Annotated in this window: 20 protein-coding genes and 1 pseudogene; 6 read left to right on the forward strand and 15 right to left on the reverse strand. The window is 63.1% G+C overall.

What is annotated here, in order from left to right; translation table 11 throughout:
- The first annotated feature begins 70 nt into the window (after nucleotides 1–70).
- On the forward strand, nucleotides 71–1,468 hold the full coding sequence (locus G5V65_RS19685; RefSeq protein WP_165053777.1) for an ABC transporter permease: 1,398 nt from the start codon (nucleotides 71–73) through the stop codon (nucleotides 1,466–1,468).
- A gap of 40 nt (nucleotides 1,469–1,508) precedes the next feature.
- Here the strand turns inward: G5V65_RS19685 and G5V65_RS19690 are convergent, their stop codons facing one another.
- Entirely contained in the window at nucleotides 1,509–1,712 is a 204-nt protein-coding gene (locus G5V65_RS19690; protein ID WP_165053780.1) for a hypothetical protein, read from the reverse strand.
- Nucleotides 1,713–1,898: 186 nt separating this feature from the next.
- Here G5V65_RS19690 and G5V65_RS19695 point away from each other — a divergent pair, with 186 nt between their 5' ends.
- Nucleotides 1,899–2,927, forward strand: a complete 1,029-nt coding sequence (locus G5V65_RS19695) for an IS110 family transposase (protein WP_165053783.1) — start codon at nucleotides 1,899–1,901, stop codon at nucleotides 2,925–2,927.
- 669 nt (nucleotides 2,928–3,596) lie between these two features.
- Here G5V65_RS19695 and G5V65_RS19700 read toward each other — a convergent pair.
- The 14 genes from G5V65_RS19700 to G5V65_RS19765 all read right to left on the reverse strand — a co-directional run bounded on the left by G5V65_RS19700 (nucleotide 3,597) and on the right by G5V65_RS19765 (nucleotide 20,517).
- Entirely contained in the window at nucleotides 3,597–4,349 is a 753-nt protein-coding gene (locus G5V65_RS19700) for a M48 family metallopeptidase (RefSeq protein ID WP_165053786.1), read from the reverse strand.
- The gene (locus G5V65_RS19705; RefSeq protein WP_165053787.1) at nucleotides 4,349–7,615 is read right to left on the reverse strand and encodes a type I restriction endonuclease subunit R; all 3,267 of its coding nucleotides are present in this window, start codon (nucleotides 7,613–7,615) and stop codon (nucleotides 4,349–4,351) included. The genes G5V65_RS19700 and G5V65_RS19705 overlap by 1 nt, the downstream gene beginning before the upstream one ends.
- A 15-nt stretch (nucleotides 7,616–7,630) precedes the next feature.
- The gene (locus G5V65_RS19710) at nucleotides 7,631–8,902 is read right to left on the reverse strand and encodes a restriction endonuclease subunit S (RefSeq protein WP_165053790.1); all 1,272 of its coding nucleotides are present in this window, start codon (nucleotides 8,900–8,902) and stop codon (nucleotides 7,631–7,633) included.
- A complete protein-coding gene (locus G5V65_RS19715; RefSeq protein ID WP_165053792.1) occupies nucleotides 8,895–11,360 on the reverse strand; it encodes an N-6 DNA methylase in 2,466 nt (821 codons plus the stop codon). Before G5V65_RS19715 ends, G5V65_RS19710 begins: the two co-directional genes overlap by 8 nt.
- Nucleotides 11,361–11,406: 46 nt before the next feature.
- On the reverse strand, nucleotides 11,407–11,829 hold the full coding sequence (locus tag G5V65_RS19720) for a hypothetical protein (RefSeq protein ID WP_165053794.1): 423 nt from the start codon (nucleotides 11,827–11,829) through the stop codon (nucleotides 11,407–11,409).
- A complete protein-coding gene (locus G5V65_RS19725) occupies nucleotides 11,826–13,151 on the reverse strand; it encodes a recombinase family protein (RefSeq protein ID WP_165053797.1) in 1,326 nt (441 codons plus the stop codon). Before G5V65_RS19725 ends, G5V65_RS19720 begins: the two co-directional genes overlap by 4 nt.
- A complete protein-coding gene (locus G5V65_RS19730) occupies nucleotides 13,148–13,603 on the reverse strand; it encodes a DUF2924 domain-containing protein (RefSeq protein WP_165053800.1) in 456 nt (151 codons plus the stop codon). Before G5V65_RS19730 ends, G5V65_RS19725 begins: the two co-directional genes overlap by 4 nt.
- Nucleotides 13,604–13,799: 196 nt before the next feature.
- Nucleotides 13,800–15,482: a DEAD/DEAH box helicase gene (locus G5V65_RS19735; RefSeq protein WP_165053802.1), complete on the reverse strand. Its 1,683-nt coding sequence runs from the start codon at nucleotides 15,480–15,482 to the stop codon at nucleotides 13,800–13,802.
- Nucleotides 15,483–15,496: 14 nt separating this feature from the next.
- Nucleotides 15,497–16,117, reverse strand: coding sequence for a hypothetical protein (locus tag G5V65_RS19740; RefSeq protein ID WP_165053805.1), 621 nt, complete (start codon nucleotides 16,115–16,117; stop codon nucleotides 15,497–15,499).
- A gap of 3 nt (nucleotides 16,118–16,120) precedes the next feature.
- Nucleotides 16,121–17,014 (reverse strand): ATP-binding protein, encoded by an 894-nt coding sequence (locus G5V65_RS19745; protein WP_165053808.1) that lies wholly within the window; start codon nucleotides 17,012–17,014, stop codon nucleotides 16,121–16,123.
- The gene (locus G5V65_RS19750; protein ID WP_165053811.1) at nucleotides 17,011–17,304 is read right to left on the reverse strand and encodes a hypothetical protein; all 294 of its coding nucleotides are present in this window, start codon (nucleotides 17,302–17,304) and stop codon (nucleotides 17,011–17,013) included. The genes G5V65_RS19745 and G5V65_RS19750 overlap by 4 nt, the downstream gene beginning before the upstream one ends.
- A gap of 173 nt (nucleotides 17,305–17,477) precedes the next feature.
- On the reverse strand, nucleotides 17,478–18,092 hold the full coding sequence (locus G5V65_RS19755; protein ID WP_165053814.1) for a sigma-70 family RNA polymerase sigma factor: 615 nt from the start codon (nucleotides 18,090–18,092) through the stop codon (nucleotides 17,478–17,480).
- A 192-nt stretch (nucleotides 18,093–18,284) separates the two neighbouring features.
- Nucleotides 18,285–19,367: a hypothetical protein gene (locus tag G5V65_RS19760; protein ID WP_165053817.1), complete on the reverse strand. Its 1,083-nt coding sequence runs from the start codon at nucleotides 19,365–19,367 to the stop codon at nucleotides 18,285–18,287.
- A complete protein-coding gene (locus tag G5V65_RS19765; RefSeq protein WP_165053820.1) occupies nucleotides 19,324–20,517 on the reverse strand; it encodes a hypothetical protein in 1,194 nt (397 codons plus the stop codon). The genes G5V65_RS19760 and G5V65_RS19765 overlap by 44 nt, the downstream gene beginning before the upstream one ends.
- Nucleotides 20,518–20,831: 314 nt before the next feature.
- Here G5V65_RS19765 and G5V65_RS19770 point away from each other — a divergent pair, with 314 nt between their 5' ends.
- From G5V65_RS19770 to G5V65_RS19785, 4 genes and pseudogenes are all read left to right on the forward strand, one after another.
- Nucleotides 20,832–21,041 (forward strand): DUF6511 domain-containing protein, encoded by a 210-nt coding sequence (locus G5V65_RS19770; RefSeq protein ID WP_165053823.1) that lies wholly within the window; start codon nucleotides 20,832–20,834, stop codon nucleotides 21,039–21,041.
- The gene (locus G5V65_RS19775) at nucleotides 21,041–21,787 is read left to right on the forward strand and encodes a hypothetical protein (RefSeq protein WP_206526901.1); all 747 of its coding nucleotides are present in this window, start codon (nucleotides 21,041–21,043) and stop codon (nucleotides 21,785–21,787) included. Before G5V65_RS19770 ends, G5V65_RS19775 begins: the two co-directional genes overlap by 1 nt.
- A 14-nt stretch (nucleotides 21,788–21,801) precedes the next feature.
- Nucleotides 21,802–24,162 carry a phage/plasmid primase, P4 family gene (locus G5V65_RS19780; RefSeq protein ID WP_206526902.1) on the forward strand — a complete coding sequence of 787 codons (2,361 nt, stop codon included), beginning with the start codon at nucleotides 21,802–21,804 and terminating at the stop codon, nucleotides 24,160–24,162.
- A gap of 79 nt (nucleotides 24,163–24,241) precedes the next feature.
- A pseudogene (locus G5V65_RS19785) lies at nucleotides 24,242–24,567 on the forward strand (hypothetical protein); the annotation flags it as partial.

Consider the following 24,567-nt stretch of genomic DNA (forward strand, 5'->3'; position numbering starts at 1 on the left):
GCCGTCAACGCCATGATTTATATGCGAAATATCACGATTACGACAGCGAAATCAGCGACTTACTTGGAGAATGTGGGTTAATACGGCCGCTGCAATTCTTGGGCCGATCTGGGCGGCGATGCGTGGCGTATGGGGGGCCTTCTGGGGATTTCTTATTCTCGAGACCCTGGCTATTGTCCAGATTGTGCGCGGCATTTGGGGCGATCTCGGATCGGAATTCACCGCGCGTGCGGATTCTCAACTTGCACGTGCCGCCAGTTTCTTTGAGCAGGCTGCTGCCGCGAAGTTAGCCGGGCAGGACGCTACGAAATTCGAAACGATGGCGGAGAATCTCACTCGTGCGGCCGAGCGGAGCCGCGACGCTGCCGCGGCAGCGGCCGCCGATGCAACCACCGTACTGCTCGTCGGCGTCGGCCTATTCGTCGGGCTGCGGATCCTTCAGGGCGTCGGTGCCAATCTGTTCTACGAGAAACAGTACTCGCGCTGGCGCATCAATCCGCAGCAGACGGAGTCTGGCGTACGCTGGCGCAACCTCGTTCTCGGACTGCTGCTGTTCGCTGCAATTGCTCCCCTCACGGTATATAAATTCACAGCGGCTGACGCGCCCGGGATACTCTCCGAGTTTCCATCGCAGAGACAGCATTTCAGCATGGTCGCTGGCTGGATCGAGGACCGCATTGACGCGACCGCAGTGGCCGGGGCTGGCACATTCGACTCCGTGGTCGCGGGTGTGCGCGCCGTTCTCAATGCGCTTACGATTGCGCTGATTGGAACGCCGTGGCCGGTCGTCATGATTGTAATCTGCGTTGTGGCCTGGCGCTCCGCCGGCCCCCGCATCGCAGTGTTCACTGCCGCCTGCATCGCATACATCGCGTTCTTCGGATACTGGGAGCTGGCCATGGAAACCGTGGCCCTTGTCGGAGCCGCAGTCTTCATCTGCGTAATCTTCGGCATCCCGCTCGGAGTATGGTTCGGGAAGTCCGGGCGCGCCTATCGCGCAGCCGAACCGGTGCTGGACCTGATGCAGACACTTCCGGCGTTTGTCTACTTGATCCCGATCGTCGCGTTCTTTGGTACCGGCAATCCGCCCGGCATCCTGGCAACCATCATCTTTGGGATGCCGCCGGTGATCAGGCTCACCGCGCTTGGGATGCGCGGGGTACCCGAGAGCATCAAGGAGGCCGCCACGGCATTTGGTGCATCACGATGGCGCTTGCTCAAGGATGTCGAGTTGCCCCTGGCGCTCCCCTCGATCATGACCGGCGTCAATCAGACTATCCTGATGTGTCTTTCAATGGTCGTGATCATTTCTCTGATCGGCGGTGGCGGGCTTGGAAAGGTCATCCTCGAAGCATTGCAATATGCGGCGAAAGGGCCGGGTCTCATGGGGGGCGTTGCCATCCTGTTCGTGGCCATGGTCATGGACCGTATTGTCCAGGGGGCGTTCCGGCGCAAAGATTCCAAGTAGGACATGCTTGCGAGACGAAGCCTTCAGAGCGCGATGGCCTTCAGGCCATCGCGCCAAATCGTCCGGATATCCTGTCGGCAGTTTCTGTCAACAGCCTGGCGTGCTGCGCAAGTTCGGCAATAGACGCTACTTTGGTGGCCGCCCAAAGGCTGATGGCCGCCACGACCCTGAACTGATAGTTGAAGTTCGGCGCTGCGCTGCGACACCACCAGTCTGGAGGCAGTCCGAAGATGCCTTCGATCAAGTCCGGACATTTTACTCATCGAACCAAAGCCCGCCGTCCCACGCCACCCGAGGATTAGAGTCGTGTTGCGTTCGCGCTGTGCCCCGCAGTTCCACGCGGAGATGGGGTGGATGCCGCTCTCCCCTGACGGCATCGCGATGTGCCAAACTCGTGGTGTCGAAGCACAAGCTGTAGGAGAGGGCATCCATGGGAGAGGTTACCATCATCGGCGTGGATCTGGCAAAGAACGTGTTCCAGGTCCATGGGGCCGCGGCGGACGGGTCCGTCGTCTATCGCAAGAAGCTGTCCCGACCGCAGTTCACGCGGTTCATGGCGGACCAGCCGCCGTGCCTCGTGGCGATGGAGGCTTGCGCCAGCGCGCACCATTGGGCGCGGGAGTTGGCGCGGCACGGACATCAGGTTCGGCTGATCGCCCCGCATTACGTCAAGCCGTTTCTGAAACGGCAGAAGAACGATGCAGCCGACGCAGAGGCGATCGTGGAGGCGGCCCTGCGGCCGACCATGCGCTTTGTCGAACCGAAATCCGCCGACCAGCAGGCGCGGGCCGTCGCGTTCCGCACGCGTGAGCAACTCGTCAAGCAGCGCACCGAGGCGGTAAACGCGCTTCGGTCGCATCTGTACGAGTTCGGCCATGTCGCGCCCGAGGGCATCGGCTACCTGCCGCGCCTCGCGAAGGTCGTCGACGATCCCGACACCGACGTGCCGGAACTCGCCCGGGACATCTGCCGGATGCTCCTCGAGCAGATCGCCCACCTGACCGACCGGATCAATGCGCTGAAAGCCAGAATCGCGGCCATGTCGAACGAAGCTGAAATGCCGCGCCAGCTGCAGACGATGCCGGGTGTCGGGCCGATCACCGCGCTCGCGGTAGAGACCTTCGCGCCGCCGATGGAGCAGTTCCGCCGCGGCCGAGACTTCGCCGCCTGGCTCGGCCTGGTGCCGCGGCAGCATTCCACCGGCGGCAAGCAGAAGCTGGGGAAGACCTCGAAGATGGGGCAACGCGACATTCGACGATTGCTCGTCATTGGTGCGACCGCCGTGATCCGTTGGGCCTCGCGGCGAGGGGCGCCGAAGGGATCGTGGCTGGCCCGGATGCTGGAGCGCAAACCGATCCCGGTCGTCGCGGTCGCGCTGGCAAACAAGATGGCGCGCGGCATCTGGGCGATGCTGACGCGCGGTGAAAGCTATCGTGGTCCGGTGCTGATCGGCGCCTGACACGGCGCCGAACGGGCACTTGGGCCACCGAGTTGTGAGGAAGGCATGATCTGCATGGGCAAATGATCGACATGATCCGGGCCGGGCAAACCAGAAACCTTCTCCGAGCCTCGAGCTCGCTGTTGGAGATGTGGACCCGCTCCGCGCATCACCATCCCGGCCAGCGGCGCCTTGTCAGCCGCATTGAACAGGCCTGACAAAAGAACGCACTCGATCACATGTCCCGAAGATCAGAAATTCCTTGCAAACCGAGCGGCATCCACAAAAGAAGGTTCGACGCCAGGCCCATCCCGTCCGCCACTTGCCCCCGCGAAAGCGTTCTCCCGATCCGGCTGCGGCCGGATTTTTCCGTTGTTTTCGAGGGTTAGTCGGGAGGGGCTGAGGACTGGCCCCGTCGCCAGGATGCCCGAAAGTGGTCTCTCAGTGTGGAAATTCTCCGGACCTGATGACTGCGCCGTTTCGGTGTTCAGGTTGTAAGCGTTTGGACTTGTGATGTTTTTTCAAAGGAAGCCCTATACATTTCGACGTCGGTCGCGCTCGTTGTGACGGAACCGACGTCGAACTATGATTGTAATCAAGCACCTACTCTACGTTGCGGCTACGCCGCCTGCCGTCGATGAGAAGCAGGCCGGGGACGGGTCTCTGAACGTTTCACTGAAGTAGCAAGGCCTACAACCCTTCGACCTGAATCCCATTTTCTGCCAGCCAACTCTTTCGCCATCGCCAGTCAGGAAGATGCTGCTCGACTTTTATCCAGAAGTTGACCGAATGGTCTGGATATAGCCCATGGGCGAGCTCATGAATCACCACGTACTGGGCGATCCTCGGAGGCAGCAGAATGGCCTTCCAGTGAAAGGACACCCGGCCGCCACTACCGAATGATCCCCAGCGATAACCAAGATCTTGAACGTTGACCTCCTTGACGGACACGCCCATCCGGTTTGCCTGCTCGGTCACTTGTCGTTCAAACCAGTCCTGCGCCCGGCGGGTATACCAGCTTACCAAGATTTCCCGTCCACGATGCACAGAAGCCTTGCGAAGGCAGAAGCGTCCGTTGCGAAGCGACAGATCCACCAGTTGGTTTTCCACAAGCCTGAGCCGGTAGCTTTTTCCCAAATACAGGAACCCCTCGCCATCAACGAATTCCTTGATCGGAGCCCTCTGTTGGAGCCTTGCCTTCTCTTCGATCTTGGTGTGGACCCAGAGTAGCTTTTCCTCAACGAACTCCACCAACTGCTGGTCTGCGGCCTGCAATGGTGCAACGATCGAAAGCGCGCCGGTCCGCTCGACCGTGATCTGCAAGGTCTTGCGGCGATCACTCCTGTGCACCTCGAAAGACAGGCCATCGACCTCCAGCCTGTGATCACTGGTTCGAGTCTGCTTGCCGCCTGTTCTAATCGGTGAAAGCGGAAGGTGACGCATCACGCTGTCCTGAGCCTTTCGTCGTTTGCCTTGGCTTGCTGTATCAACTGATCGGCAAGGCTTTCAGCATTGGCTACCGTGAACCCGTTTAGGCGCCGGTCAAAGATTATCTCGAATATTTCCGAGCGCAGATTTTCCTGATCCGCAAGCTTGAAGCTACTCCAGATGGAACGGTTGGAGCCCACCTCCTCAATGATCCGGTCAACAATCTCTACGGTCATTTGGTGGATGGCCTGCAACTGGGCTGAGTCCGTTTCCGGCCCCGCGTTGCAAGCCTCAAGCACGGTCCGCAAGAAGGGTAGATAAACCTCGGGGATGTCAGGCGCTGTCCCGTCAGCGGGTGCGCCTTCGAAGCGAATCTCATCGATAAGGGCTTGGAGTTGTTCGATGATCTGGTCCCACTGCTGGCCGAGCCCCTCCAGGATTTGCTTCAGGCGCTCCGACATCTTCTTGAAGCGAACAGGATCCGCCTCAAAGTTCTTGCGGATGTGCGACCGGATCGCATGTTCCATCTCCGACGCTTTGGCACGACCGCCGGTCGTCTGCCCAACATGGTTGTCAAAGTTCGCATCGGTCAGCTGAACGGGCGGAATCTTCGGGTCGATCCCCAAGGAGATCACATGGTCATCAATCAGCTTGCGGACCTTTGCGCCGACATCGGACCCAAGCAACATGACATCGCGATATCGGTTGCGCGCACGGGCATGGATATAGGCCAAGCGCTTCGCATCCTTGACGAAAGGAAGCCCTTCGGGACGTGGCAGGATGATTTCTAGCGAGGTCAGGAAGTCCTTGAGCTTGACTGTGAACTCGGCCCGGGCCTTCTCGGTCGCAAGGACATTCAGGCAGCCCTCATCATCAGAAAGGTCTTCAAGGCCAGCCCTGCGGAAAATGTCGATGACCCGGATGTGGCGATCCCGCAGCACCGGGATCTGGTCATTGAGCCCGACCAGAGCGCCCTCGATATCCTCGTCCGCATATGCGGCCAAGGCGGCCTTCAGGTGATGCGCCACGCCGAAATAGTCCACGACGATGCCGCAGGACTTGCCGAAACCTGTCCGGTTGACCCGGGCGATGGCCTGCAAGAGTTCTGCTTCGCGGATCGACCTGTCCAGATACATCACCCCCTCGATGGGGGCGTCGAACCCGGTCAACAGCATCGATTTGACGATCAGGAACGCCAGCGGATCCGTCTTAGCCGGGTCCTTGTGGAACAGGGGTTTCTTGAAGCGCTTGATCCGGGCTTCCTGGGCATGGCCTTCGGTCCATTGCCGCCAGGTCGGATCATCATTGTTGCCACCCGACATCACTGGCGCAAACTCGATCCGCGCCAGCGTGTCGCGATACCGCCAGGCCTGGACGAGGGCCTGCGTCACCGGCGGCTTGGTGCACAGGACCTCATCATCCATCGCCTTGTCGTGATCCGACAGGGCCGCGGCTTGGGCCAGCAACTCATCCCGCGCCTCCAGAAACGCGGCATGGTAGCGGATCACGGCGAGGCGGCTGTAGGCCACGACCTGCGCCTTGTAGCCGTTGGGCAGCAGGTTCGTCACATAATGCCGCAGCATGTCGCGGGCCTTTTCCGCGATCAGTGCGGGCGCCTCGAGGATGTTGCCCTTGGTCGCATATTTCTTGCGGATCGCCTCCAACTCGTCCTCGGTCCGGTCGCGGAACATGTCCTCGAACAACCCGTCCAGCGTGGCGCCGTCCTTCACCGCGCCCTCGGCCGTTCGCCCCTCATAGAGGACTGGCACCGTGGCCCCGTCGGCCTCGGCTTCCTTGATCGTATAGCGGTCGATGAAATCGCCAAATATCTGCGCCGTCCGCTTCTTTTCACCCATGATGATCGGCGTGCCGGTGAACCCGATCCGGGCGCAGTTCGGCAGCGCGGCCATCAGGTTGGCGTGCAGATCACCGGCTTGGGTCCGGTGCGCCTCATCCACCACGACAAGGATCGTTTCATCCTCGTTCAGCACCTCGAAGGCCGAGCCCTTGGTCACCTCGGGCACATCCTCCTCGGTCCGGTATTTCTGGATCGTGGCGAACACCAGCCCCGGCCCCTTGCGCCGCGCCAGCCGCTTCAGCGCCCCGGCATTCGTCGCCAGCTCCACCACATCGCCCGACAGGGTCGCCGTTTCCGACAACTGGCGTTGCAGGTCACGGCGGTCGGTGACCATGATCACCTTGAACTTCCGCAACGCCACATCGGTCCGCATCTTGCGGATCATGAACACCATGGTCAGGCTTTTGCCCGACCCTTGGGTGTGCCAGACGATCCCGCCGCGCCGGTCATATTCGCCGTCCTGCACCCGGGTCTTGCCGGTGCGCAGCCGTTCCAGCGCGCGGTTCACGGCGCGGTATTGCTGATAGCGGCAGACGGTCTTGATGGTCTGACCGCCCACATTCATGAACAACAGGTAATGCCGCAGGATGTCCAACAGATGCGCGGGTCGCAGCATCCCGGCAATCAGGCGTTCCTGTTCCGACAGGGCCTTCTTGCCCAGAGGAGCCGCCACCGCATCCTCGGACCCTGTGCCATCTGGGCCGACCACGGTTTTCCAGCTTCCGTAATGCTCCAGCCCCGCGCCGATGCAGCCCACACGCGCCTGATCGAAGCTTGTGGCGATCAGCAACTGGACGGAGGCGAACAGCGCGGGCGCGCCCTCGTTCTCCTCCACCTCCAGCGCGGCCTTGCGGGCATTGTGATAGCGGCGAAGCTGGTTGACCGCCTCGGCCAGCGGTTCGGGGATGGCGGGGCTTTTCGCCTCGACCACCACCACCGGGATGCCGTTCACCAGCAGCACGAGGTCGGGGATGATGAAACCCTTGCCCACGTCATGGCCCGGCGGGCAATCGATGCGGAACTGGTTGGCGATGGTGAAGGTGTTGGCCCCCACATCGTCCCAGTCGATATAGCGGATGGTCTGGCTGCGCCCGCCGTCCCAGCCGGGCAGCCCCTCAACCGTCAGGCCCCGCAGCAACAGTTCCGTCACCGCCTGGTTCGCCTCCATCAGCCCGCGCTGGCCGTGGCGGGTCAGGGCGCTGACGGCTTCGGACAGGCGGGCGTCGTCCAGCCAGGGCTGGCCATCGGGGCCGGGGTTGATGGCGCGCAGGCGGTCGCGCAGGCAGGCCTCGGCGATGGTGTCGCGGAAGGTGACGCGCCCCGTCAGGCCGGGGTCGTCCTTTGACCCCTCCTGCACCTGCCAGCCCATGGCACGGCACTGGTTTAGGAAGGGCAGTTCCACATCGTCATACTCGTGACCCATGACCAGCCCCTTCGGTTACAACAAGGGCGTGACGGGAACCCGGCCGGTGAGCAGGTCGTCCATCAGGCCGGATTTCTGAAGGCGGAGTTTGTCGAGTTCTCGCAGGCTCGCGGAGTAACTTGCCTCGATGGCTGTGGCTCGTTCCTCGATAGCGATTTGTTCTGGAATTGGGGGAAGCGCGACCTTGATCCTGCGAAGGTTACCCAAATTGATACGCTTCATCGTAACGCCTTGTTCATACCCGCGAGCCTGCCTTCGCGCTGAGTGCCCGTTCAGGAACAGCATCGCGTATGCATTTCGGCATACCGCCCTACCGCGAAATCTGAAGCAGTCGGCCTTGTTGATACCTGCGTCCAATTCCTCAGGATATAGGCAAGCACGTCCTACCGGGTGACCATCGTCACCAAGTGAGGCGATCAGCAGATCCCCTGACACAACCTGATTTCGGATGAGCCTTGCCGCGTGGCTTTCACGGATAAAGGCCTTCTCTGTGTCGTCAAAGTAGCCATCCTGAATATTCTGCAACCTGACAACCCGGACGCCGGGCTGCGACACGTAGTGTTCGGTTTTCAGATTTGATCCGAATGGCCCATCTACAACACTCTCTGCTGCATCGCCCAGTTTCGTCACATCCCACTCCTTCGGCAGCCAGCCGAGCGGGGTTTGGTGGTAGAGGCGGGGGGCCTCGGGGTGTGGGGGGCGGAGGTCGCCGTTCGCGTCGATGCCGCGGGTCAGCAGGTCATGCAGCAGCCCCTGCTTCATCGCCCGCAGCTTTGCCACCACCGCCTCGGTCCCCCGGATCGCCGCGTCCAGCGTGTCGAGGACTTCGGCGATTTTGGATTGGTGCTTCGGCTCTGGGATAGGCACCTTGAACTGAGACAGTCCCTTCCATGATGTCCGGGGCATCTTGGTGCCCATCGAGGTCCGCTCAGCTTCGGCGCCAACGGCCTCGGTTTGAAAAACGCGGGCAGCAAAACCGGGATTATTCCCGTTTCGCACCCTGAGAACCAAGATATCCGTCGAGCAATACCCGGAAAACGGCGCAGAGACGCACTTGCGCAGGTTGGGCCGAAGCTTCCCGAAAAGCACGTCGCCTGCTTCAAAGACCGAATTGACGCTTACCGATGTTTCGGACGGCGCCCATCCCAAGAGTTGCGAGTTCCGCTGCCCTATGTGTTCGAGACCGACATAGGGAAGATTGGGATCTTTCTTGACCGCAATCTTTTCGTCCACGGGTGCGACGAGTTCCGACAGGCTGCCAAGAACAACTTGGGCGTCCTCAGACATACCCCAACCCCTTCAGGAACCCGGTCAGCTTGCCCGTCGCCTCGGCCCGCGCGCCTTCGATCTCGGTCAGGGTCACGCGATACTTGTCCCACCAGTTTTCAAACGCCGCCACGATCTGCCCGCGCTGCGCGGCGATGTAGCGGGTCAGGATCTTTTCCATGTCGTCATGCAGGATCTTCTGGATCAGCGCCGCCGCATCCCCCTCGGTCAGCCCGTCCACGGCCCCGTTGATCGCATCGGTGAACTGCGCGTGATTGGCCTTCAGTGTCTTCTTGACCTCGGCCAGTTCCTTTTTCCACCGCTTCACCTGCGCCTCGTCCACGGGTTCCGCGTCGTCATCCTCTTCTTCGCCCTCTTCGGGCGTGGCGGTCGCGGCCTTGATCTGGGCGTCAAGTTCGGCCTTGCGCGCCTCCAGCTCCGCAATCTCGCGCACGAAGCCGCCCATCAGGAAGCTGACCAGCTTGTGGTCCAGCGGGCTTTCCTTGTGGCCCTTGTCCTCCAGCGCGGTGACGATCGAGGTGCGCCAGGCATCGACCACGCCCCGGCCGTCGCGCGCCATGAGGGTAAGGAAGTCAAAGCGCGACGCCTGCCAGAACTGCGCGATGATGCCCCGCACGGTGAAGGGGTCGAGCATGGCCAGCCCCTCCAGCGTTTCGGAAAAGCTGGACAGGAGTTCATCGCGCAGCCGGATGAGGGCGGCGGCCTGATCCGCCCCGGCCAACGCCACGATCCCATCCTGATGCGCGGCCCACCAGGCGTTGAAGGCGGCCCGGATTTCCGCCTCGCGCGCTTGGAGGCCCGCGTCGGCCTCGACGGCCGGTTTCAGGTCGGATTTCGCGGTCAGGTGCGGCGCGAAGTCGAGGTAGTGGTCATCGCGGGGCACCAGCAGGTCCATCGGGTTCAGCCCATGGGCGCGGAACAGGTCGGCCTTCGCCGCGACCTCTGCCTTCGGAATGCCGCCCACCAGATGCGCACGCACGTCATGCGGTTCGGGCGGCGGCGCGTTGTCGGCATAGCGGCGGATGTTCAGGTTGAAGTCGTTGTCACGCAGAGTGTCGATATCGACAATGGCCGAGAAGCCCGGGATCTCGCGGTATTCCTCGAAGGTGGTGACGATCTTCTCGATGTGTTCGGGCATCAGGTGGTTCTGCGCCCGGCCTTCGAAATATTCGCGGTCGGCGTTGATGAAGAGGATTCTTCCCTGCCGGTCCTTCGGTTTGCCCGAGACAAGGTTCGCGCCGTTGTGGACGCGCTGACGAAGGACGATGACGCAGGCGGGGATGCCGGTGCCGTAGAAGAGCTGCGGCCCGAGGCCAATGATCGCCTCGATCTGGTCCTGTTCGATGATCTTCTGGCGGATCTTGCCCTCGTCGCCCCCGCGGAACAGCACGCCGTGGGGCATGACGGTGGCGATCATGCCGCCGTCACGTGTCACATGCAGCATGTGCTGGAGGAACATGAGGTCGGCCTTCTTGGCCCCGCGCGGGACCTCGTGGAAGAAGCGCTCGGGGAACTTGGGCTGCCACGTGTATTCGCCCGACCTGTCCTTGTCCTTTGACCCCCAGGGGAGGGAGAAAGGCGGGTTGGTCAGGATGCGGTCGAAGCGGCGCAGTTCGCCGTTCTCGACATGCTGGGGCTCTCCCAGAGTATCCTCGTTGCGCAAGTCGGCGCTGCTGATCCCGTGGAGCAGCATGTTCATCTTGGCGATGGACCAGACCGTGCCGGCGTTTTCCTGACCGAACAGGTTGGCTTTGCGCCCGTCCTGACCGTGTTCGTCAATGTAATCCTTGGCCGCGATCAGCATGCCACCCGACCCGCAGCAGGGGTCATAGATGTCATGTTCAAGGGTCGGCTTCAGAAGCCGCACCATCATCCGGACAACGGACCGGGGGGTGTAGAACTCGCCGCCCTTTTTGCCCGCTGAGTCAGCGAATTCAGCGATCAGATATTCGTAGGCGGCGCCAAGCAGGTCAGGGAATTCGAAGTCCTCGTTCCGAAGCCGGATTTCCCCGAAATGAGTGATCAGCTGGCGCAGCTTCTGGTCGCTGATCTTGCTCTGGCCGACCTTGCGGGTGAAGTCGATGTGGTCGAGGACACCTTCAAGAGCAATGTTTTCGGACTCGATCCCTCCTAGGGCCTTGTTCAGCTTGTCGCCAATGTTTTCATGGGCTTCATCAACAAGAAAGGTGAACCGAGACTGCGGCGGAACCCAGAATGTGCCGCTGCGGCCGTACCAGACTTTGTTCTCAGCATCCTCGGCCGCCTGCTTCGGCGCGATGCCGTTTCCGATGCGCTTTTCGATGACCTCCTGCCGGGCCTGCTCAAAAACATCGGAACAGCGTTTCAAGAACAACATTCCAAAAATGTATTCCTTGAACTCCGAAGCATCCATCTTGCCGCGCAAAATATCGGCAGCGCTGAATAGGTGGCGCTCAAGTTGGGGCAGGGTCAAAGGCATTTGTTGCTCGCTTGGAAGGCCTTCGCAAAGTGCACCAGCCTTCAGCCTAGGGCAATGTCTGCGGCTCCTGAATCGTGACCGGACGCGTCAGTTCGTTTGCCTGATTATCCCAGTTCGCAGGAAACGGCTCGAGCGCCCGCACCAGTGTCACCTCTGGCCCCTGCTTCCCGGCCAGGATCGCCTCGACGATGTCGGGCGCGAGCAGCGTTAGGCGCAGCACGCGGGTCATGTAGGACGGTGCGATCCCCTCGCGCTCAGCCAGTTCGGCGATGGTGGCGAAATCACCAGACTCGAGCATCCGCTTCCAGCGGAATGCGCGCGCCAGCGCTTTGACCAGAGCGCTATCTGTCTGGCGCGAATTCGCGGCTCCCTCGGGCAACTGCATCTCCTTGCGCCCGCCGCGCTTCACTACGCGGAACGGGACGTGGAGCGTCACCACGGTGTCGGGAACCGGGGCGCCGCGGCTCATGCCGCTTCTCCGATGTCTCCGGCCAGCATCTCGCGAGTGAGGCTGCTGAGCCCGTCGACGCGGAGCCGGACATTCAGGCCGTCCGTATCGATGTCGACCCGTTCAACCAGCAGCGCCACGATGCGCGCCTGCTCGGCGGGGAACAGTTCGTCCCATAGCGGATCGAGCCGGATCAGCGCCTCGCGGGCGTCGGCCTCGGTAATCCCGCCATCCTGCGTGCGCGCTGTCTTCCATGTGCCCGCCACGATCTCGGGCTGGCGGAATACGGCGCGGAGTTGGTCGATCACGGTAGCCTCGATCTCCCCCGCTGGCACGCGGCCGATGGGGCAGGATCCAGCGCCATGCTTCAGCACCGTCTGACTGAGGTAGTAGCGGTACAACCGCCCGCCCTTGCGCGTATGCGTCGGCGAGAAGGCCGCGCCATCCGGGCCGAACAGCAGCCCCTTCAGCAGTGCGGGCGTCTCAGCGCGGGTGCGCGCGGCACGCTTGCGCGGGCTCTCCTGCAGGATGGCGTGGACGCGGTCCCACGTCTCGCGGTCGATGATGGCGTCGTGCTCGCCGGGGTAGCTGTCGCCCTTGTGCACCGCCTTGCCGATGTAGGCGCGGTTGCTCAGCATCCGGTAGATGTATTTCTTGTCGATCCGGTTGCCGCGCGGCGTCTGAATGCCGCGTTTCGTGATCTCTCTCGCCAACTCCGTGCCCGACCCGATCTCGAGGAAGTGGGCGAAGATCCAGCGGACGTGCGCGGCGGCTTCCTCGTCCACCAGCAGTTTGCGGTTTTCCACCCGGTAGCCGTAGGGCGGCACGCCCCCCATCCACATACCCTTCTTCCGGCTGGCGGCGACCTTGTCGCGGATGCGCTCGGCTGTCACCTCGCGCTCGAACTGGGCGAAGGACAGCAGGATGTTCAGCGTCAGCCGCCCCATCGACGTGGTCGTGTTGAAGCTCTGCGTGACCGACACGAAGGTTACGCCGTTCCGGTCGAACACCTCCACCAGCTTGGCGAAATCCGCCAGCGAGCGGCTGAGGCGGTCGATTTTGTAGACCACCACCACGTCGACCAGCCCATCCTCGATGTCCTCCAGCAGGCGCGTCAATCCCGGGCGTTCCAACGTGCCGCCCGAGATGCCACCGTCGTCATACTGATCGCGGACCAGCACCCAGCCCTCGGAGCGCTGGCTGGCGATGTACGCCTCGCAGGCCTCGCGCTGGGCGTGGAGGCTGTTGAACTCCTGCTCCAGTCCTTCCTCGGAGGATTTTCGGGTGTAGACGGCGCACCGCAGCTTGCGGACGACCTTCGATTTTTCGGGCGGCTTCGTCATCTCCGCCCCCTGTGGTTCTTGAGCCCGAAGAAGGTCCAGCCGTTCCAGCGGGTGCCGGTGATGGCGCGCGCGATGGCGGACAGCGACTTGTAGGGGCGTCCCTGCCATTCGAAACCGTCGGCGGTGACAGTCACAACGTACTCGACGCCCTGCCATTCTCGCAGCAACCGCGTGCCCGTGATGGGACGGTCGCGATCGGCGCGGACGCCGCGCTTCTTCCTGTCGCCGCCGTCCAGTTCCTCGCCGAGCCGTTCGAGGCGCCGAATCGTCTCGGGTTTGAGCCCGCCATAGGCAAGTTCCTGGATGCGGTAGGCCAAGCGGCTTTCCAGGTAGCGGCGGTTGAACGGCGGCGGCTCGCTGTCGAACAGGTCGCGCCATTGCACCTTCAATTCCGGCGTCGGGGTGGCCTTCAACGCGGCCAGGCGCGCGGGGATTGGTTCATGGGTCGTCATGCATTTCTCCGTTGAGTTGGAGTTGCATGAAGGCTCCGGTCTGCCGGATAGTGTAGGCGAATTTCTCCATGGTCGTCAGAAGGTTGGACCTGATCCCGCTGCCGCAGGCGGACCAGCCCAAGGGCCAGCAGGCCGCACAGCTCTGCGCGCCGTTCAGCGGGGCTCATCTTGTCCGGCGACAGCGGGTTCGGACGTTTCATGCGGCCACCCGTGCGGCAGCCCCGAGGACCGAGCGCTGGATGGCGGCCCGGTTCCACAGGAAGTTCAGGTGACAGTTGGCGGCGTATTTCGACAGACCGAAGTCGTGTCCCTCTGCCTTGTGCCCGGCGCGGGCCAGCAATTCGATCTGCCGAAGGCTTGCCGGATCATTGAGCCAGCGACGGCTCTTGATCGACGCTGTCCCCGTCTCTGTCGTCCGCAGGAAATCATCCGCCGCGGCCAGCGCCTGAACGCGGGTTCCGATGGCCAGCGGCTTGACCGGTTTGCCACGGGGCTGGCCGAGCGCATGCCAGAGCGTGCCGTCGTGGAATACCCCGGCCCAGCCTTCAAATCCGCTTGCCATCAGCGCGCTGCCATCGGCCAGCAAGGGCTCCCAGGCAAAGGGCGAGCGATCCAGCAGGTCGATTTCCGTCATCTCGAAGCTGTCGAGCACTGTCTTGTCGCTGGTCTCGCGCGTGAAGACATGGCCGCAGAAGTCGCAGATGCGCGCCGCCAGGGGCAGTTCGGCCTCGCAACAGGGGCAGAGTTTCCACGGCGCCTGACCCGGTTCGGGGTCGTCCGCGTCAAGGTCGATCTCCTGTTCGAGCGAGCCATGGCGCAAAGCGGCGCCTGCAAAATCCAGAACGACGCAGTCGGTCTTGATGATGCCGGGATAGCGCGCTGGATCGACGCGGCGCAGGCCGCGCCCTACCGCCTGGATGAAGGTCCCCTTGTGCAGCATCGGGCGCAGGATGCCGATGCAGCCCACAGGCTGGCTGTCGAAGCCTTCCGTCAGCACCATGCAGTTGGTGAGGATGCGGGTCTCGCCGCGATCGAAGCGCGCGATGGCGGCGGCCCGCTCCCTGGACGGCATGTCCCCGCTGATCATCTCCGCAGCATGGCCCGCCGCGCAGAAGGCCTCCGCCACGGCCGTGGCGTGATCGACGGTCGCGCAGAAGAAGATCGTCTGCCGATCGGCGGCCTTTTCTTCCCAATGCTCGACGACGGCATCGGTCAGGACGGCGCGGTTCAGAACCCGGTCTGCGGCGCGCATGTCGAAATCGCCCGCCGTCGCATCGAGCCCCGCCAGTTCGTCACCCACCCCGAGATCGATCGTGAAGGTGCGCGGCGGCACCAGCAGCCCTTGCGCAATCAGCGCGCCGATTCGAACCTGGTAGCCCACATTGCTGAAGGTCTTGCGCAGGCTGCGGCCATCGCCCCGGCTCGGCGTGGCCGAGAGACCTAGGAGCTTGAGGTTCGGGTTCAGGCTGCGGGCGTCATCGATGACGGCCTGATAGCTGGTCGATGCCGCCCGGTGGCATTCATCTATCACCAGATGCGAGACGGCCGCCATACGCGCGCGCCGGTTGGCGCGGGCCAGCGTCTGCACGCTGCCAAAGACAATGCGCCCGTCCCAATTGTCCTGCTCGGCCTTCACGACCGAAGTCGAAAGGCCAGTGATCGCGCCGATGGAGGAGCGGTTCTGATCGACCAGCTCATCGGTGTGCTGGAGGACGAGAACGCGGTCCTGGCGGCGATGTTCAAGTTCCTCGCCGATGCAGAAACCGGCGATGGCCGTCTTGCCCGCACCGGTGGGCAGTACGAGAAGCGTGTTGCCGTGGGTGGCGAGCCTGTCACGAGCAGCGGCCACTGCCGCCTTCTGGTAGTCGCGCGGGATCATGTGCCAGCCCTCCCTCAGCGTGCCCAGAACGGGGCGGAGGAATTGCTGGCGGGCGCAGCCTGGCCGTAATTCGGCTCTGCCATGCGCGGGGCGCCCGTGCCGAGGCCGAGGGTCGGCTGCGGCATGCGACCCATGACGCGGGCATAATCGCCATGCGCGGGGCCAATAGCGGCCTTGATCGCATTGCGGCCTGGCTCATCGGGACGATCCTTGTCGCGCTCGATGCCGATGCGGGCAACGAATTCGAGGCCGCTCATCTCCCCAAGGCTGCGGATCATGCGCGCCGAACGCGCTGCATCCGACTGATCCTCCGCCCGGATGCCCCGGGCAGATTCGAGGATGCCGCGGATCAGCGCCCGGCCACGGTTACCATAGGTGTCATCACCGCTGCCCGCGTTTTTGCCGCGGAACCCGATGCGGGTGTAGATCCGCCGCCGCGCAAAAGGCCCCTCCATGATGATGGCCTCGGTGTTGAGATAGAGCGCGGTGCTGGTCTTGCTCTGCGTGAGCCAGCCTTCCGGGCCTGCGCCACCGGGGCGAATGGTGAGGGTCACACGCACCAGCGTGTTCGCCGGGATTAGGTCGAATGCGGCGTCCTGGGTGTCGGCGCCATTGAAGTCCATGTCACTGGTCATGGGTCATGCTCCTTGGGTCGTCGTGGGATTGGGGTTGGCGCCGGCAGGCAGGTCGAAACTCAGCCGCTGATGGCTGTCGGGCCGGGGGCCGCGGATTTTCGCCATGAGGCGTCCGAGATGGGCGGGCTCGATCATCGACAGACGGCCGCTGCGATCCTTGGCGGGCAGGCCGAAATCGTTGATCGTCGTGCAGATGAAGGCTCGGAACGCCTCGCCCTTCTCGGGGCGCAACTCGGTCAGCGTGATGACTTCATCGACGATGCCGGGCAGTTCGAGCCCGGTCTTCGAGCCTTCGATCTGCAAGGAAAAGAAGGGCTTGCCGAAGTCATCGAGCTTCCGATCGAGAAGCCCGACCAGCCAGATATTCTTGGCCGGCGTATGCTGCAGATGCGTGAGCCAGCCGATCATCTCCTGGCCGAGCAAGCCGTAAGTCGCGCGCATGTCGGGTTTGCCGGTGCGATCGGACTGTGCCTGGGGCTGGCCCTTGCACCATTGCAGGCAGATGCGGGAGGCGACCGAGATGCTGTCGACGAAGACGGTGTCGTATTTGTCGAGCTGGCTGGCAGGCCCGTAGGCCGCGCAGACGCGGGCGTAATGAGCCTGACCATAGGACTGGTCATCGCGCATCGCGGGGTTCGGTCCGCCGATCCAGGCGGCGAGATCGCGCGCCAGTTCCCAATCGCGCACCCGCACCTCGTCGCCGGGCCAGCCTTGGACGGCCAGTTCGCCTGCTTCGAGATTGACGAACATCGTGCGCTGCGGATCGAGGGTGAGCAGCTGCGTGGTCTTGCCGATGCCGGAGGTGCCGGTCAGCACGCCCTTGATGCCGCGGGTTTCGCGCAGCCGCTCATCGGCGGTGATGATGCGCAGCGATGCCTTGCTGAAGGGGGCGCTCATTGGCCCGCCTCCAGGTCGCGGACGGCGGCGTGAATGCCGACATCCCGGCCCAGCGCGCCCTGCCGCCGCGCCATGCGCAGCAGCGTCGAGAGCGCATTTGAGACTTCGTAGAGCGCCGATTGCTTGCGGCCGAAATCAACCAGTGCGAACTCGATATCATCGAGCGTCGCCTGTTCGATCGGCACGCTGCGGGCGGCGCGGCCACCAATGGCCGGGACGTTGATTACCTCGGGCAGTGGCTCGAGATTGTAGCGCTGGCGCAAGCGCTTCAGAGGGGAAGAAGAGAACATCACATGCTCCTGTTTGCCGTCGTGGCCTCCAGGGATCGTCGGAAAGACTGCTGCCGGGCCTGACGCCGCCCTGGAGCTCGCGGTCGGAGTGTTTCCCCTTGCGGGGTGTTGCATTCCTCCGAGGGCCCGGCATGAAACTTGGCAGGACCGGCGTGTTCCGGTCCTGTGCTCACCTACCGGCCGGGCGCCGGAACTGTCGGGGTCGCCCCGAGATAAACTTCGAGGCCGCGCGCAACGGCGGCCGAACGCATCGAGACAAGGCGCGCGTAGATTGTGCTGCGGTGGATCCCGAGCGTGGTTGCTGCCTCAGTGGGTGTCTGCTCGACCAGCGTGTCGGCCACCGACCTGCAGGCCGGTGTCAGCGCAGCACGCAGACGCCGCACATCCCGCACTAGGCCAAACCCTTCATCGGCGGGCCGTGGCGCAGGGCCATTGAGACCATCCGCTTCGGCCAGCGTCTCAGACAGCGGCAGCGGCTCACCATCTTCCTGTTGCTGGGCCGGTTCATCAAAACTGACCCAACTGCGCTCAGCCCGCAGGCGTTCGGTGGGGCTCGCCAGGGTGGCGATGCGATTGCCGATGACACGGTCGGCGAAAGTGTCGTAACTGCCACGCGTGAGATCGAAGGCGCCGTCACGCCGCCAGAGATGTTCGCGCAGGTCTTGCGCAATGTCCTCGGCGGTCATGCCGGGCACGGCGCCAGAGCGCGCGAGGCGCGCGGCGCGGACCATAATGTTGCGGGAAACCCGCGAGTGCGGGTCGGTGATGGGGTGCTGGAAACGCTCCATGAAGTTTCGCCTTCGTCCAGGTGGACGGGCACGCGGCCCGAGTGCCTGGGACCGGCGAAATTTCGTTGGAGGGGCCCGAAATCAGGGCAGAACACGCAAAGAAAACCCCACAAAACCGAATGGTTTCATGGGGTTGATGATGCGAAAAAAATCTGAGGGCTGGTCAGTCGTCGTCGACGAAATTTCGTCGGATCAGCTTGTCCGCCGCTTTCGTTTTGCGGCGGCCGCAAGCCCATCGGCAGATATCTTGAACCTCGACACGTAGCAGCCGCCTTCAATGTCGAATGGCTCGTCGTGCAGGCCGAATGCAGCGTTCAGCTTTTCGACCAGCTTTTGTTTCTGCCGTTGTGCACTGGATGCCCCGATCGCCAACCTTCCGCGCGCATGCGCAAATTGCTCGAGCAAAGTCCATTGCAAGGTTGGCTTGTTGAGTGGGCCTTTCACCATATCGAGGTCGTGGGGAACGATGATGCGGGTTCGCCCAAGTATCGTCGCGGTAAATTGCTGAGCGTTCGAAAGATCGAGCTCGATGTCCTCCCATGTCGTCCCCGTGGGCACGGTGATGGATGGCTTCCTGATCTTCTCAAGGCCAATGATGCCATCGATAAGACCGGCGAAGAGGATCGAGGGCTCGGCACTGATCTGAAACCCCTTCCGCGCCTGCCATAGAAGAATGTCTTCTAGCGCCATGCTCGTCGCCTGTTGTGCCTTGAGACGCTGAACTTCAGCAAGCGTGAGGGACCGCCTTGATGGAACCAGGACGAGTCGCGGACTTGGCGGTGAGTCCGCCACCGAGTCCAGGCCATCGATTAATGGCGAGAACATGGGTTGAGGAAGGTAGAGGAAAACAGGAAATCCGCGCCCGGGGCTGATTTCATATCGGCCAAGAAAGGCCGCACGCGCCAGTCTTGGTTTCTCCGCCTCTCCAATCAAGCTGAGCGCGTTGTGGAGCGCCTTGGCCAGCTTCTGCGGATCAAGCGCCAGGATGTTGACTTCGGCCTCGTCGAGGAAGACGCTATCGCAGATCGGGGACGGGTTGCCACATTCAGCGCGCAGGCGGCCGTCTATCAGCGGCACAACCCGGCGCATGCATCCATCGAGGCAGCCCCTGCGACATACCAAGTCCTCAGCCTTCTTGTCGGTCGGCCGCAGCAAGGTGGCCGCTGGCGCCCACTCGTCACCGAGTATTTCGGTCCATTCGCGCTGGCTCCAGGCCGCCCCGTTCAGGTCCTCAATCGCGTTCCAGAACGTCGTCATCCGCATCGCCGCGATCATCCTTGTCCTGTGAAGCATAGAAACCCCGGGCATCAAGCCAGGCCTCGACGGCAGGTGCATCGGTGTCGCGGTCATAGCGGGCGGAGCCCTTGCTCACGCTGACGACGCGTTCCTGACGCGCGCCACGGAACAGGACGCCGAACTTGGCGGCAATGATGTCGCCGTATTTGAACTTGGCGTCTGCCTGATCGCCCAGGGCTGCGAAGAGATCACTCGCGCGCGTGATTTCGGTAATCGGAATGCGACCCCGCAGAACGCGCACCACCTCGCGCAGACGCACGCGATCAATCCCGTCGATGTCGCTTGAGACGAGGCAGTCCGCGCCATCATCTCGGATCGGCGCCAGCGTGAAAATCTCGCCCTCGCCAAAGTAGTCCTTGTCGCCAAACAGAACGAGGCCGATCGTCTCGCGATAGAGCGTGCGCGCGCCCTTGGTGTCGGCATTGACGGCCAGCACATCTTGGTCGGCGTCGTAAATCACCACGTCGTGTTTCTGGGGACGATAGAACGCCACCCCGGAAGATCCGTCATCTTCATGCTTGCCCTCGCGAATCATCGGCATGCCGTGCCGGATCAGAAGCCAGACCTTATCCGTGCGCGGAAACGCAAAGACCCGCGCGCCTTTCCCGCGCTGCTTGCTCTCGAACCACGGGTCCATCAGCGTTTCAAGTTGCTTCAGTTGAGCGTCAGGTGTCGCTGGCAATCTGCGCTTCTTGCCCACCTTGCCAACGAAATACATGAAGCTCGATTTCTGGAACGCGAGGGTGCGGACCGCGCGCTCAATCAGGAGATCGGGGTTTGCGTTCCAGATCTGTGTCGCGACGTCGGCCGGCGTCGACTTGCCATTGACGCTGAGCGTGATCCCGGCGTCATTCGCCCGTTCCATCATCTCCTCAAGCGTTTCGTTCGAGGCGACCTCGTCGATGTAATAGAGCCCATTGACCAGATCGGGCGGGATATTGGCGTCATACTGCATCAAGAGCTTCGCCAGATCCTCGTGCGGAAAATCCAGCGCCGGATTTGCAGGCAGCGTGAAACCACGCCCCGCCAGATAGCTTTGATACGGAGCAAGAAACGCCAGCAGATGATCGTTGGTAATTCGCTTAAGGCCGTCAGGACGGGTGAACACTTTCGGATCGAACGAGGCCATGGACGAATCGGCTCCTTTCTCTTGGGGGACAAAGCAAAGGCTAGGGTCGGCCTGTCCGCTGCGCAAGAAAATGTTCCCTATAAGTTCTTATGTGGAAGATCCTTCCAGCAAGCCGCTCGGTGCGCGGCACAAAGGGCCGCGACGCAGCCGTAAAGCTGCCTGACCAGCTGCATCAGGAATGTTGCCGCGGTGATCCGACAGATCGGAGACCGCGCCGGTAGGTGAGGAAAGCACTGGAGCTTTCCCATGACCGACAGAACGACCCATCCACGCTCGCGTCCCGCGATTGCCGCCCTCCAGACCGGGGAGGCGCAATGATCGATCCGGACCCCCGCGAACAGGCGGCGCTGCGCGCTGCCCTCAAGAACATGGCTGAACTGATGGCCGAGATCGGGTGGACGACCCGGTTTCAGCACCTGAGCGAGCAGCAGGCCCTCGCGCTCGCCACAGCGGCCGTCGATGGCTTTCAGGAGGCGATGCGCGCCAGCGCACCGGCGCTCCGCGACATGGAGGTGCCGTTCTGATGACCGAGGTGCTGGACTTCAATCACCGCGAAAAGCCACCCAGCTTCTGCGACACGGTGAATGCGCGCATCGATGCGGCGCTGGTCGCCGAGAATGCCACACGGCCGCAGCGCGACTATCTGGGTGGCAGCCGCCTAGGCGACATCTGTTCGCGCCGGCTGCAATACGAATACCTGAAAGCCCCGCGCGATCCTGATGGTGGTTTCTCCGGGAAATCGCTGCGCATCTTCGCCCTCGGCCATGTGCTGGAAGATCTCGCGATCGAGTGGCTGCGCAAGGCCGGGTTCGATCTGCGCACGCGCAATCGCCATGGCGAGCAGTTCGGCTTCACCGCGGCCGGTGGACGAGTCCAGGGTCACGCCGATGGCGTGATCGTCGCCGGACCTGACGGCTTTGCCGCCCCGGCGCTTTGGGAATGCAAATCCGCCAATGCGAAGAACTGGCGGGAGATCGCCAAGCATGGCGTGGCCAAAGCAAAGCCCGTCTACGCCGCACAAATCGCGCTCTATCAGGCCTATCTCGGTCTGACCGAGACGCCCGCGCTCTTCACCGCCATCAACAAGGACACCTGCGAGATCTGGCACGAGCTTGTGCCCTTTGATGCAGCGCTCGCCCAGTCCTCCAGCGACAAGGCGGTGGCGATCCTTCGCGCCTGTGATGCGGGCGAGCTGCTGCCGCGCCACACATCCGACCCCGAGCATTTCGAATGCCGCTTTTGCGCGTGGAAAGCGCGGTGCTGGTCATGACGACATGCTCTGACATGCCCCAACCTAACCGCATTCTGCCCGACCGTGCCATGGTCGCACGCTTTGCCGATGTGGTGTTCGGCTATTGCGATGGCCTCGCTCCGATCAGGGCCTTGGCGGAAAAGGGCGCGCCCGATGCGCCATCCCACACGCCTTTCCTCGCAGCGGATGGCGAACTGGCAGCCAAGCTCGCTCTGCAAGCCGATTGGGCAGAGAGCGCAGGCATGGCGCTCTTCGTGGTGCCAGGCACCGTGCTGTCCGCGGTGGATGCCCGGGCCGAAAGCGTGGTGCAAACGCAGGTCGTCCTGGTCGATCTCGACAACGGCGATATTGGCGCAAAGCGGGATCATCTGGTCCAGCACCTCGGCGCCCCCACACTGGAGGTTGCCTCTGGTGGCATCACCGAGGATGGCCAGCCCAAGCGGCACTTGTATTGGCGCCTGAGCGAGCCCGCCGAAGGCGAAGACATCGCCCGCGTCTGTCGCGCACGGTACATGATCGCCTCAAAGGTCGGTGGTGATCCCTCCTTCCGGTCCGCCCACCAGCCGATCCGTGTGGCTGGCTCGGTCCATGCAAAGAACGGCGTGCAGCGGCTGGTCGAGATCGTGGCTGGCAACGAGCGGGATTACGACCTTGGCGAGCTGATCGAGGCCATCGTGGCCATGCCGCCGCTGGAAGGTGCAGCGGTTGATGAGTTGGATTTCAACGGCGCGACCGAGGCGCGGGGTGCGGTCACCGAACTCTTCGCCCGCAAGATCCGCGAAGGCGGCGTCGATGGCGAGACCCGGTTCGACGCGCTCTCCCGCGTCATCGGCTACTGGATCCGCCGCTGCCGCGAGGGGCATGTCACCCCGGTTCAGGCCTGGGAGGAAATGGTCGCCTATAATGCGGCCCGCATCGACCCGCCTTGGCCGGAAGACCGGCTTCGCTTGGAGGCAGAGCGGCTCTGGAAACGCGACGCCGAACGCTACGGCGATGTCGCGGGCGACATGGGCGATGGTGATGATGGCGGCGGTGGCAGCGCCGGGGGCGGTGATGCAGGCGATGGGCCGATCCCGGTCCAGTTCACCGAGGACGCGCTGGCCGACAGTTTTGCCACGCGGCATGCCGATCTCTGGCGCTACGTCGCGCCCTGGGGCCAGTGGCTGACATGGACGGGCGCCCTGTGGCGGCGCGAAGACACGCTGCAGGCCTTCGACCTTGCGCGGCGCATCTGCCGTGAGGCAGCACGTCGTTCCGCCTCGGCCAAAATCCGCACCAAGCTCTCCAGTGCAGCCACGGTGTCCGCGGTCGAGCGTCTGGCACGCTCAGACCGTCGCCATGCCACCACGACGGAGATCTGGGACCGTGACCCCTGGCTCTTGAACACCCAGAACGGGATCGTCGATCTGCGCAGTGGCGTTGGCTCAGCCCATGACCCGCTGCGCTACATGACGAAGATCGCGGGCGCCTCAGTGGAAGGCGACTGCCCGGTCTGGTTGCAATTCCTCGACACGGTCACTGGCGGCGATGCCGATCTGCAGGCCTATCTGCAGCGCATGGCGGGCTATTGCCTGACCGGCGTGACGACTGAACATGCGCTGTTCTTCCTCTATGGCACCGGGGCCAATGGCAAATCCGTCTTCGCCAACACGCTGACGGCCATCATGGGCGATTACGCCACCGTGGCGCCCATGGACATGTTCATGGCCACCACCGGCGATCGCCATCCGACCGACATGGCGGGCTTGCGCGGCGCACGGATCGTCACCTCGATCGAGACCGAACAGGGCAGCCGCTGGGCCGAGAGCAAACTCAAGGCGCTGACCGGCGGCGACAAGATCACCGCCCGCTTCATGCGCCAAGACTTCTTCGAGTTCATGCCGCAGTTCAAGCTGCTGGTGGTTGGTAACCACAAGCCCTCGATCCGCAATGTCGATGAGGCAATGAAGCGGCGCCTGCACATGGTGCCCTTCACCGTGACCATCCCCGCCGCCAAGCGCGACAAGCGGCTGCCGGACAGGCTCTTGGCTGAACGGGATGGCATCCTCGCCTGGGCACTGCAGGGCTGCCTCGAATGGCAGAAGACCGGCCTGCGCCCGCCACCTGCCGTGATGGCCGCCACCGACGATTACTTCGAGGCCGAGGACGCCCTCGGCCGCTGGATCGAGGAACGCTGCCAGACCGGCAACAAGACCTTCTGGGCGGGCTCAACCGAGCTTTTCAACAGCTGGAAGTCCTGGGCCGAGGCCAATGGCGAATACGCCGGCTCCATGAAGCGCTTCTCGGAATCACTGGGCACCCGGGGCTTCGAGAAAAACAGCAACGGCAAGGCTCGCGGATTTCGCGGGATCCGCATTCAGGACAGCAACGATGACCTATTCGCGCAGGAGTGATGAAATGCCAACGAAAACAGGCCAATTTACGGGTCTGACGGGTTCTCCCTATATAGGCGTTGCGCGCGCGCACACGCGCGTGTCTACGGCTGATAAGGGAATACCCGTCAAACCCGTAAATGGTGACGTCCCCTGTGCCTCGGACCAGTGCCAGCGCACCATCCTCGCCCTCGACCTCGGCACCACGACCGGCTGGGCCTTGCGGGCGCATGATGGTCTGGTCACCAGCGGCACCGTCAGCTTCAAGCCCGGCCGCTTCGACGGCGGCGGCATGCGCTACCTGCGCTTCACCAACTGGCTGACCGAGATCGACCGGCTGTCGGGGCCCGTCGCCGCGATCTGGTTCGAGGAGGTCCGCCGCCACGCGGGCACCGACGCGAGCCACATCTACGGCGGGCTCATGGC

This window comes from Paragemmobacter kunshanensis (assembly GCF_011059185.1).
In the GTDB taxonomy this organism is placed as follows: Bacteria; Pseudomonadota; Alphaproteobacteria; order Rhodobacterales; family Rhodobacteraceae; genus Paragemmobacter; species Paragemmobacter kunshanensis.

Excerpts from the sequence above, each read along its gene's own strand:
- G5V65_RS19685 (WP_165053777.1), top strand. The coding sequence starts at position 71 with ATGTGGGTTAATACGGCCGCTGCAATTCTTGGGCCGATCTGGGCGGCG.
- G5V65_RS19740 (WP_165053805.1), bottom strand. The coding sequence starts at position 16,117 with ATGACCAGTGACATGGACTTCAATGGCGCCGACACCCAGGACGCCGCA.
- G5V65_RS19765 (WP_165053820.1), bottom strand. The coding sequence starts at position 20,517 with ATGGCCTCGTTCGATCCGAAAGTGTTCACCCGTCCTGACGGCCTTAAG.
- G5V65_RS19745 (WP_165053808.1), bottom strand. The coding sequence starts at position 17,014 with ATGAGCGCCCCCTTCAGCAAGGCATCGCTGCGCATCATCACCGCCGAT.
- G5V65_RS19715 (WP_165053792.1), bottom strand. The coding sequence starts at position 11,360 with ATGCCTTTGACCCTGCCCCAACTTGAGCGCCACCTATTCAGCGCTGCC.
- G5V65_RS19695 (WP_165053783.1), top strand. The coding sequence starts at position 1,899 with ATGGGAGAGGTTACCATCATCGGCGTGGATCTGGCAAAGAACGTGTTC.
- G5V65_RS19710 (WP_165053790.1), bottom strand. The coding sequence starts at position 8,902 with ATGTCTGAGGACGCCCAAGTTGTTCTTGGCAGCCTGTCGGAACTCGTC.
- G5V65_RS19720 (WP_165053794.1), bottom strand. The coding sequence starts at position 11,829 with ATGAGCCGCGGCGCCCCGGTTCCCGACACCGTGGTGACGCTCCACGTC.
- G5V65_RS19755 (WP_165053814.1), bottom strand. The coding sequence starts at position 18,092 with ATGGAGCGTTTCCAGCACCCCATCACCGACCCGCACTCGCGGGTTTCC.
- G5V65_RS19705 (WP_165053787.1), bottom strand. The coding sequence starts at position 7,615 with ATGGGTCACGAGTATGACGATGTGGAACTGCCCTTCCTAAACCAGTGC.
- G5V65_RS19775 (WP_206526901.1), top strand. The coding sequence starts at position 21,041 with ATGACCGAGGTGCTGGACTTCAATCACCGCGAAAAGCCACCCAGCTTC.
- G5V65_RS19770 (WP_165053823.1), top strand. The coding sequence starts at position 20,832 with ATGATCGATCCGGACCCCCGCGAACAGGCGGCGCTGCGCGCTGCCCTC.
- G5V65_RS19750 (WP_165053811.1), bottom strand. The coding sequence starts at position 17,304 with ATGTTCTCTTCTTCCCCTCTGAAGCGCTTGCGCCAGCGCTACAATCTC.
- G5V65_RS19700 (WP_165053786.1), bottom strand. The coding sequence starts at position 4,349 with ATGCGTCACCTTCCGCTTTCACCGATTAGAACAGGCGGCAAGCAGACT.
- G5V65_RS19780 (WP_206526902.1), top strand. The coding sequence starts at position 21,802 with ATGCCCCAACCTAACCGCATTCTGCCCGACCGTGCCATGGTCGCACGC.
- G5V65_RS19735 (WP_165053802.1), bottom strand. The coding sequence starts at position 15,482 with ATGATCCCGCGCGACTACCAGAAGGCGGCAGTGGCCGCTGCTCGTGAC.
- G5V65_RS19760 (WP_165053817.1), bottom strand. The coding sequence starts at position 19,367 with ATGATCGCGGCGATGCGGATGACGACGTTCTGGAACGCGATTGAGGAC.
- G5V65_RS19725 (WP_165053797.1), bottom strand. The coding sequence starts at position 13,151 with ATGACGAAGCCGCCCGAAAAATCGAAGGTCGTCCGCAAGCTGCGGTGC.
- G5V65_RS19730 (WP_165053800.1), bottom strand. The coding sequence starts at position 13,603 with ATGACGACCCATGAACCAATCCCCGCGCGCCTGGCCGCGTTGAAGGCC.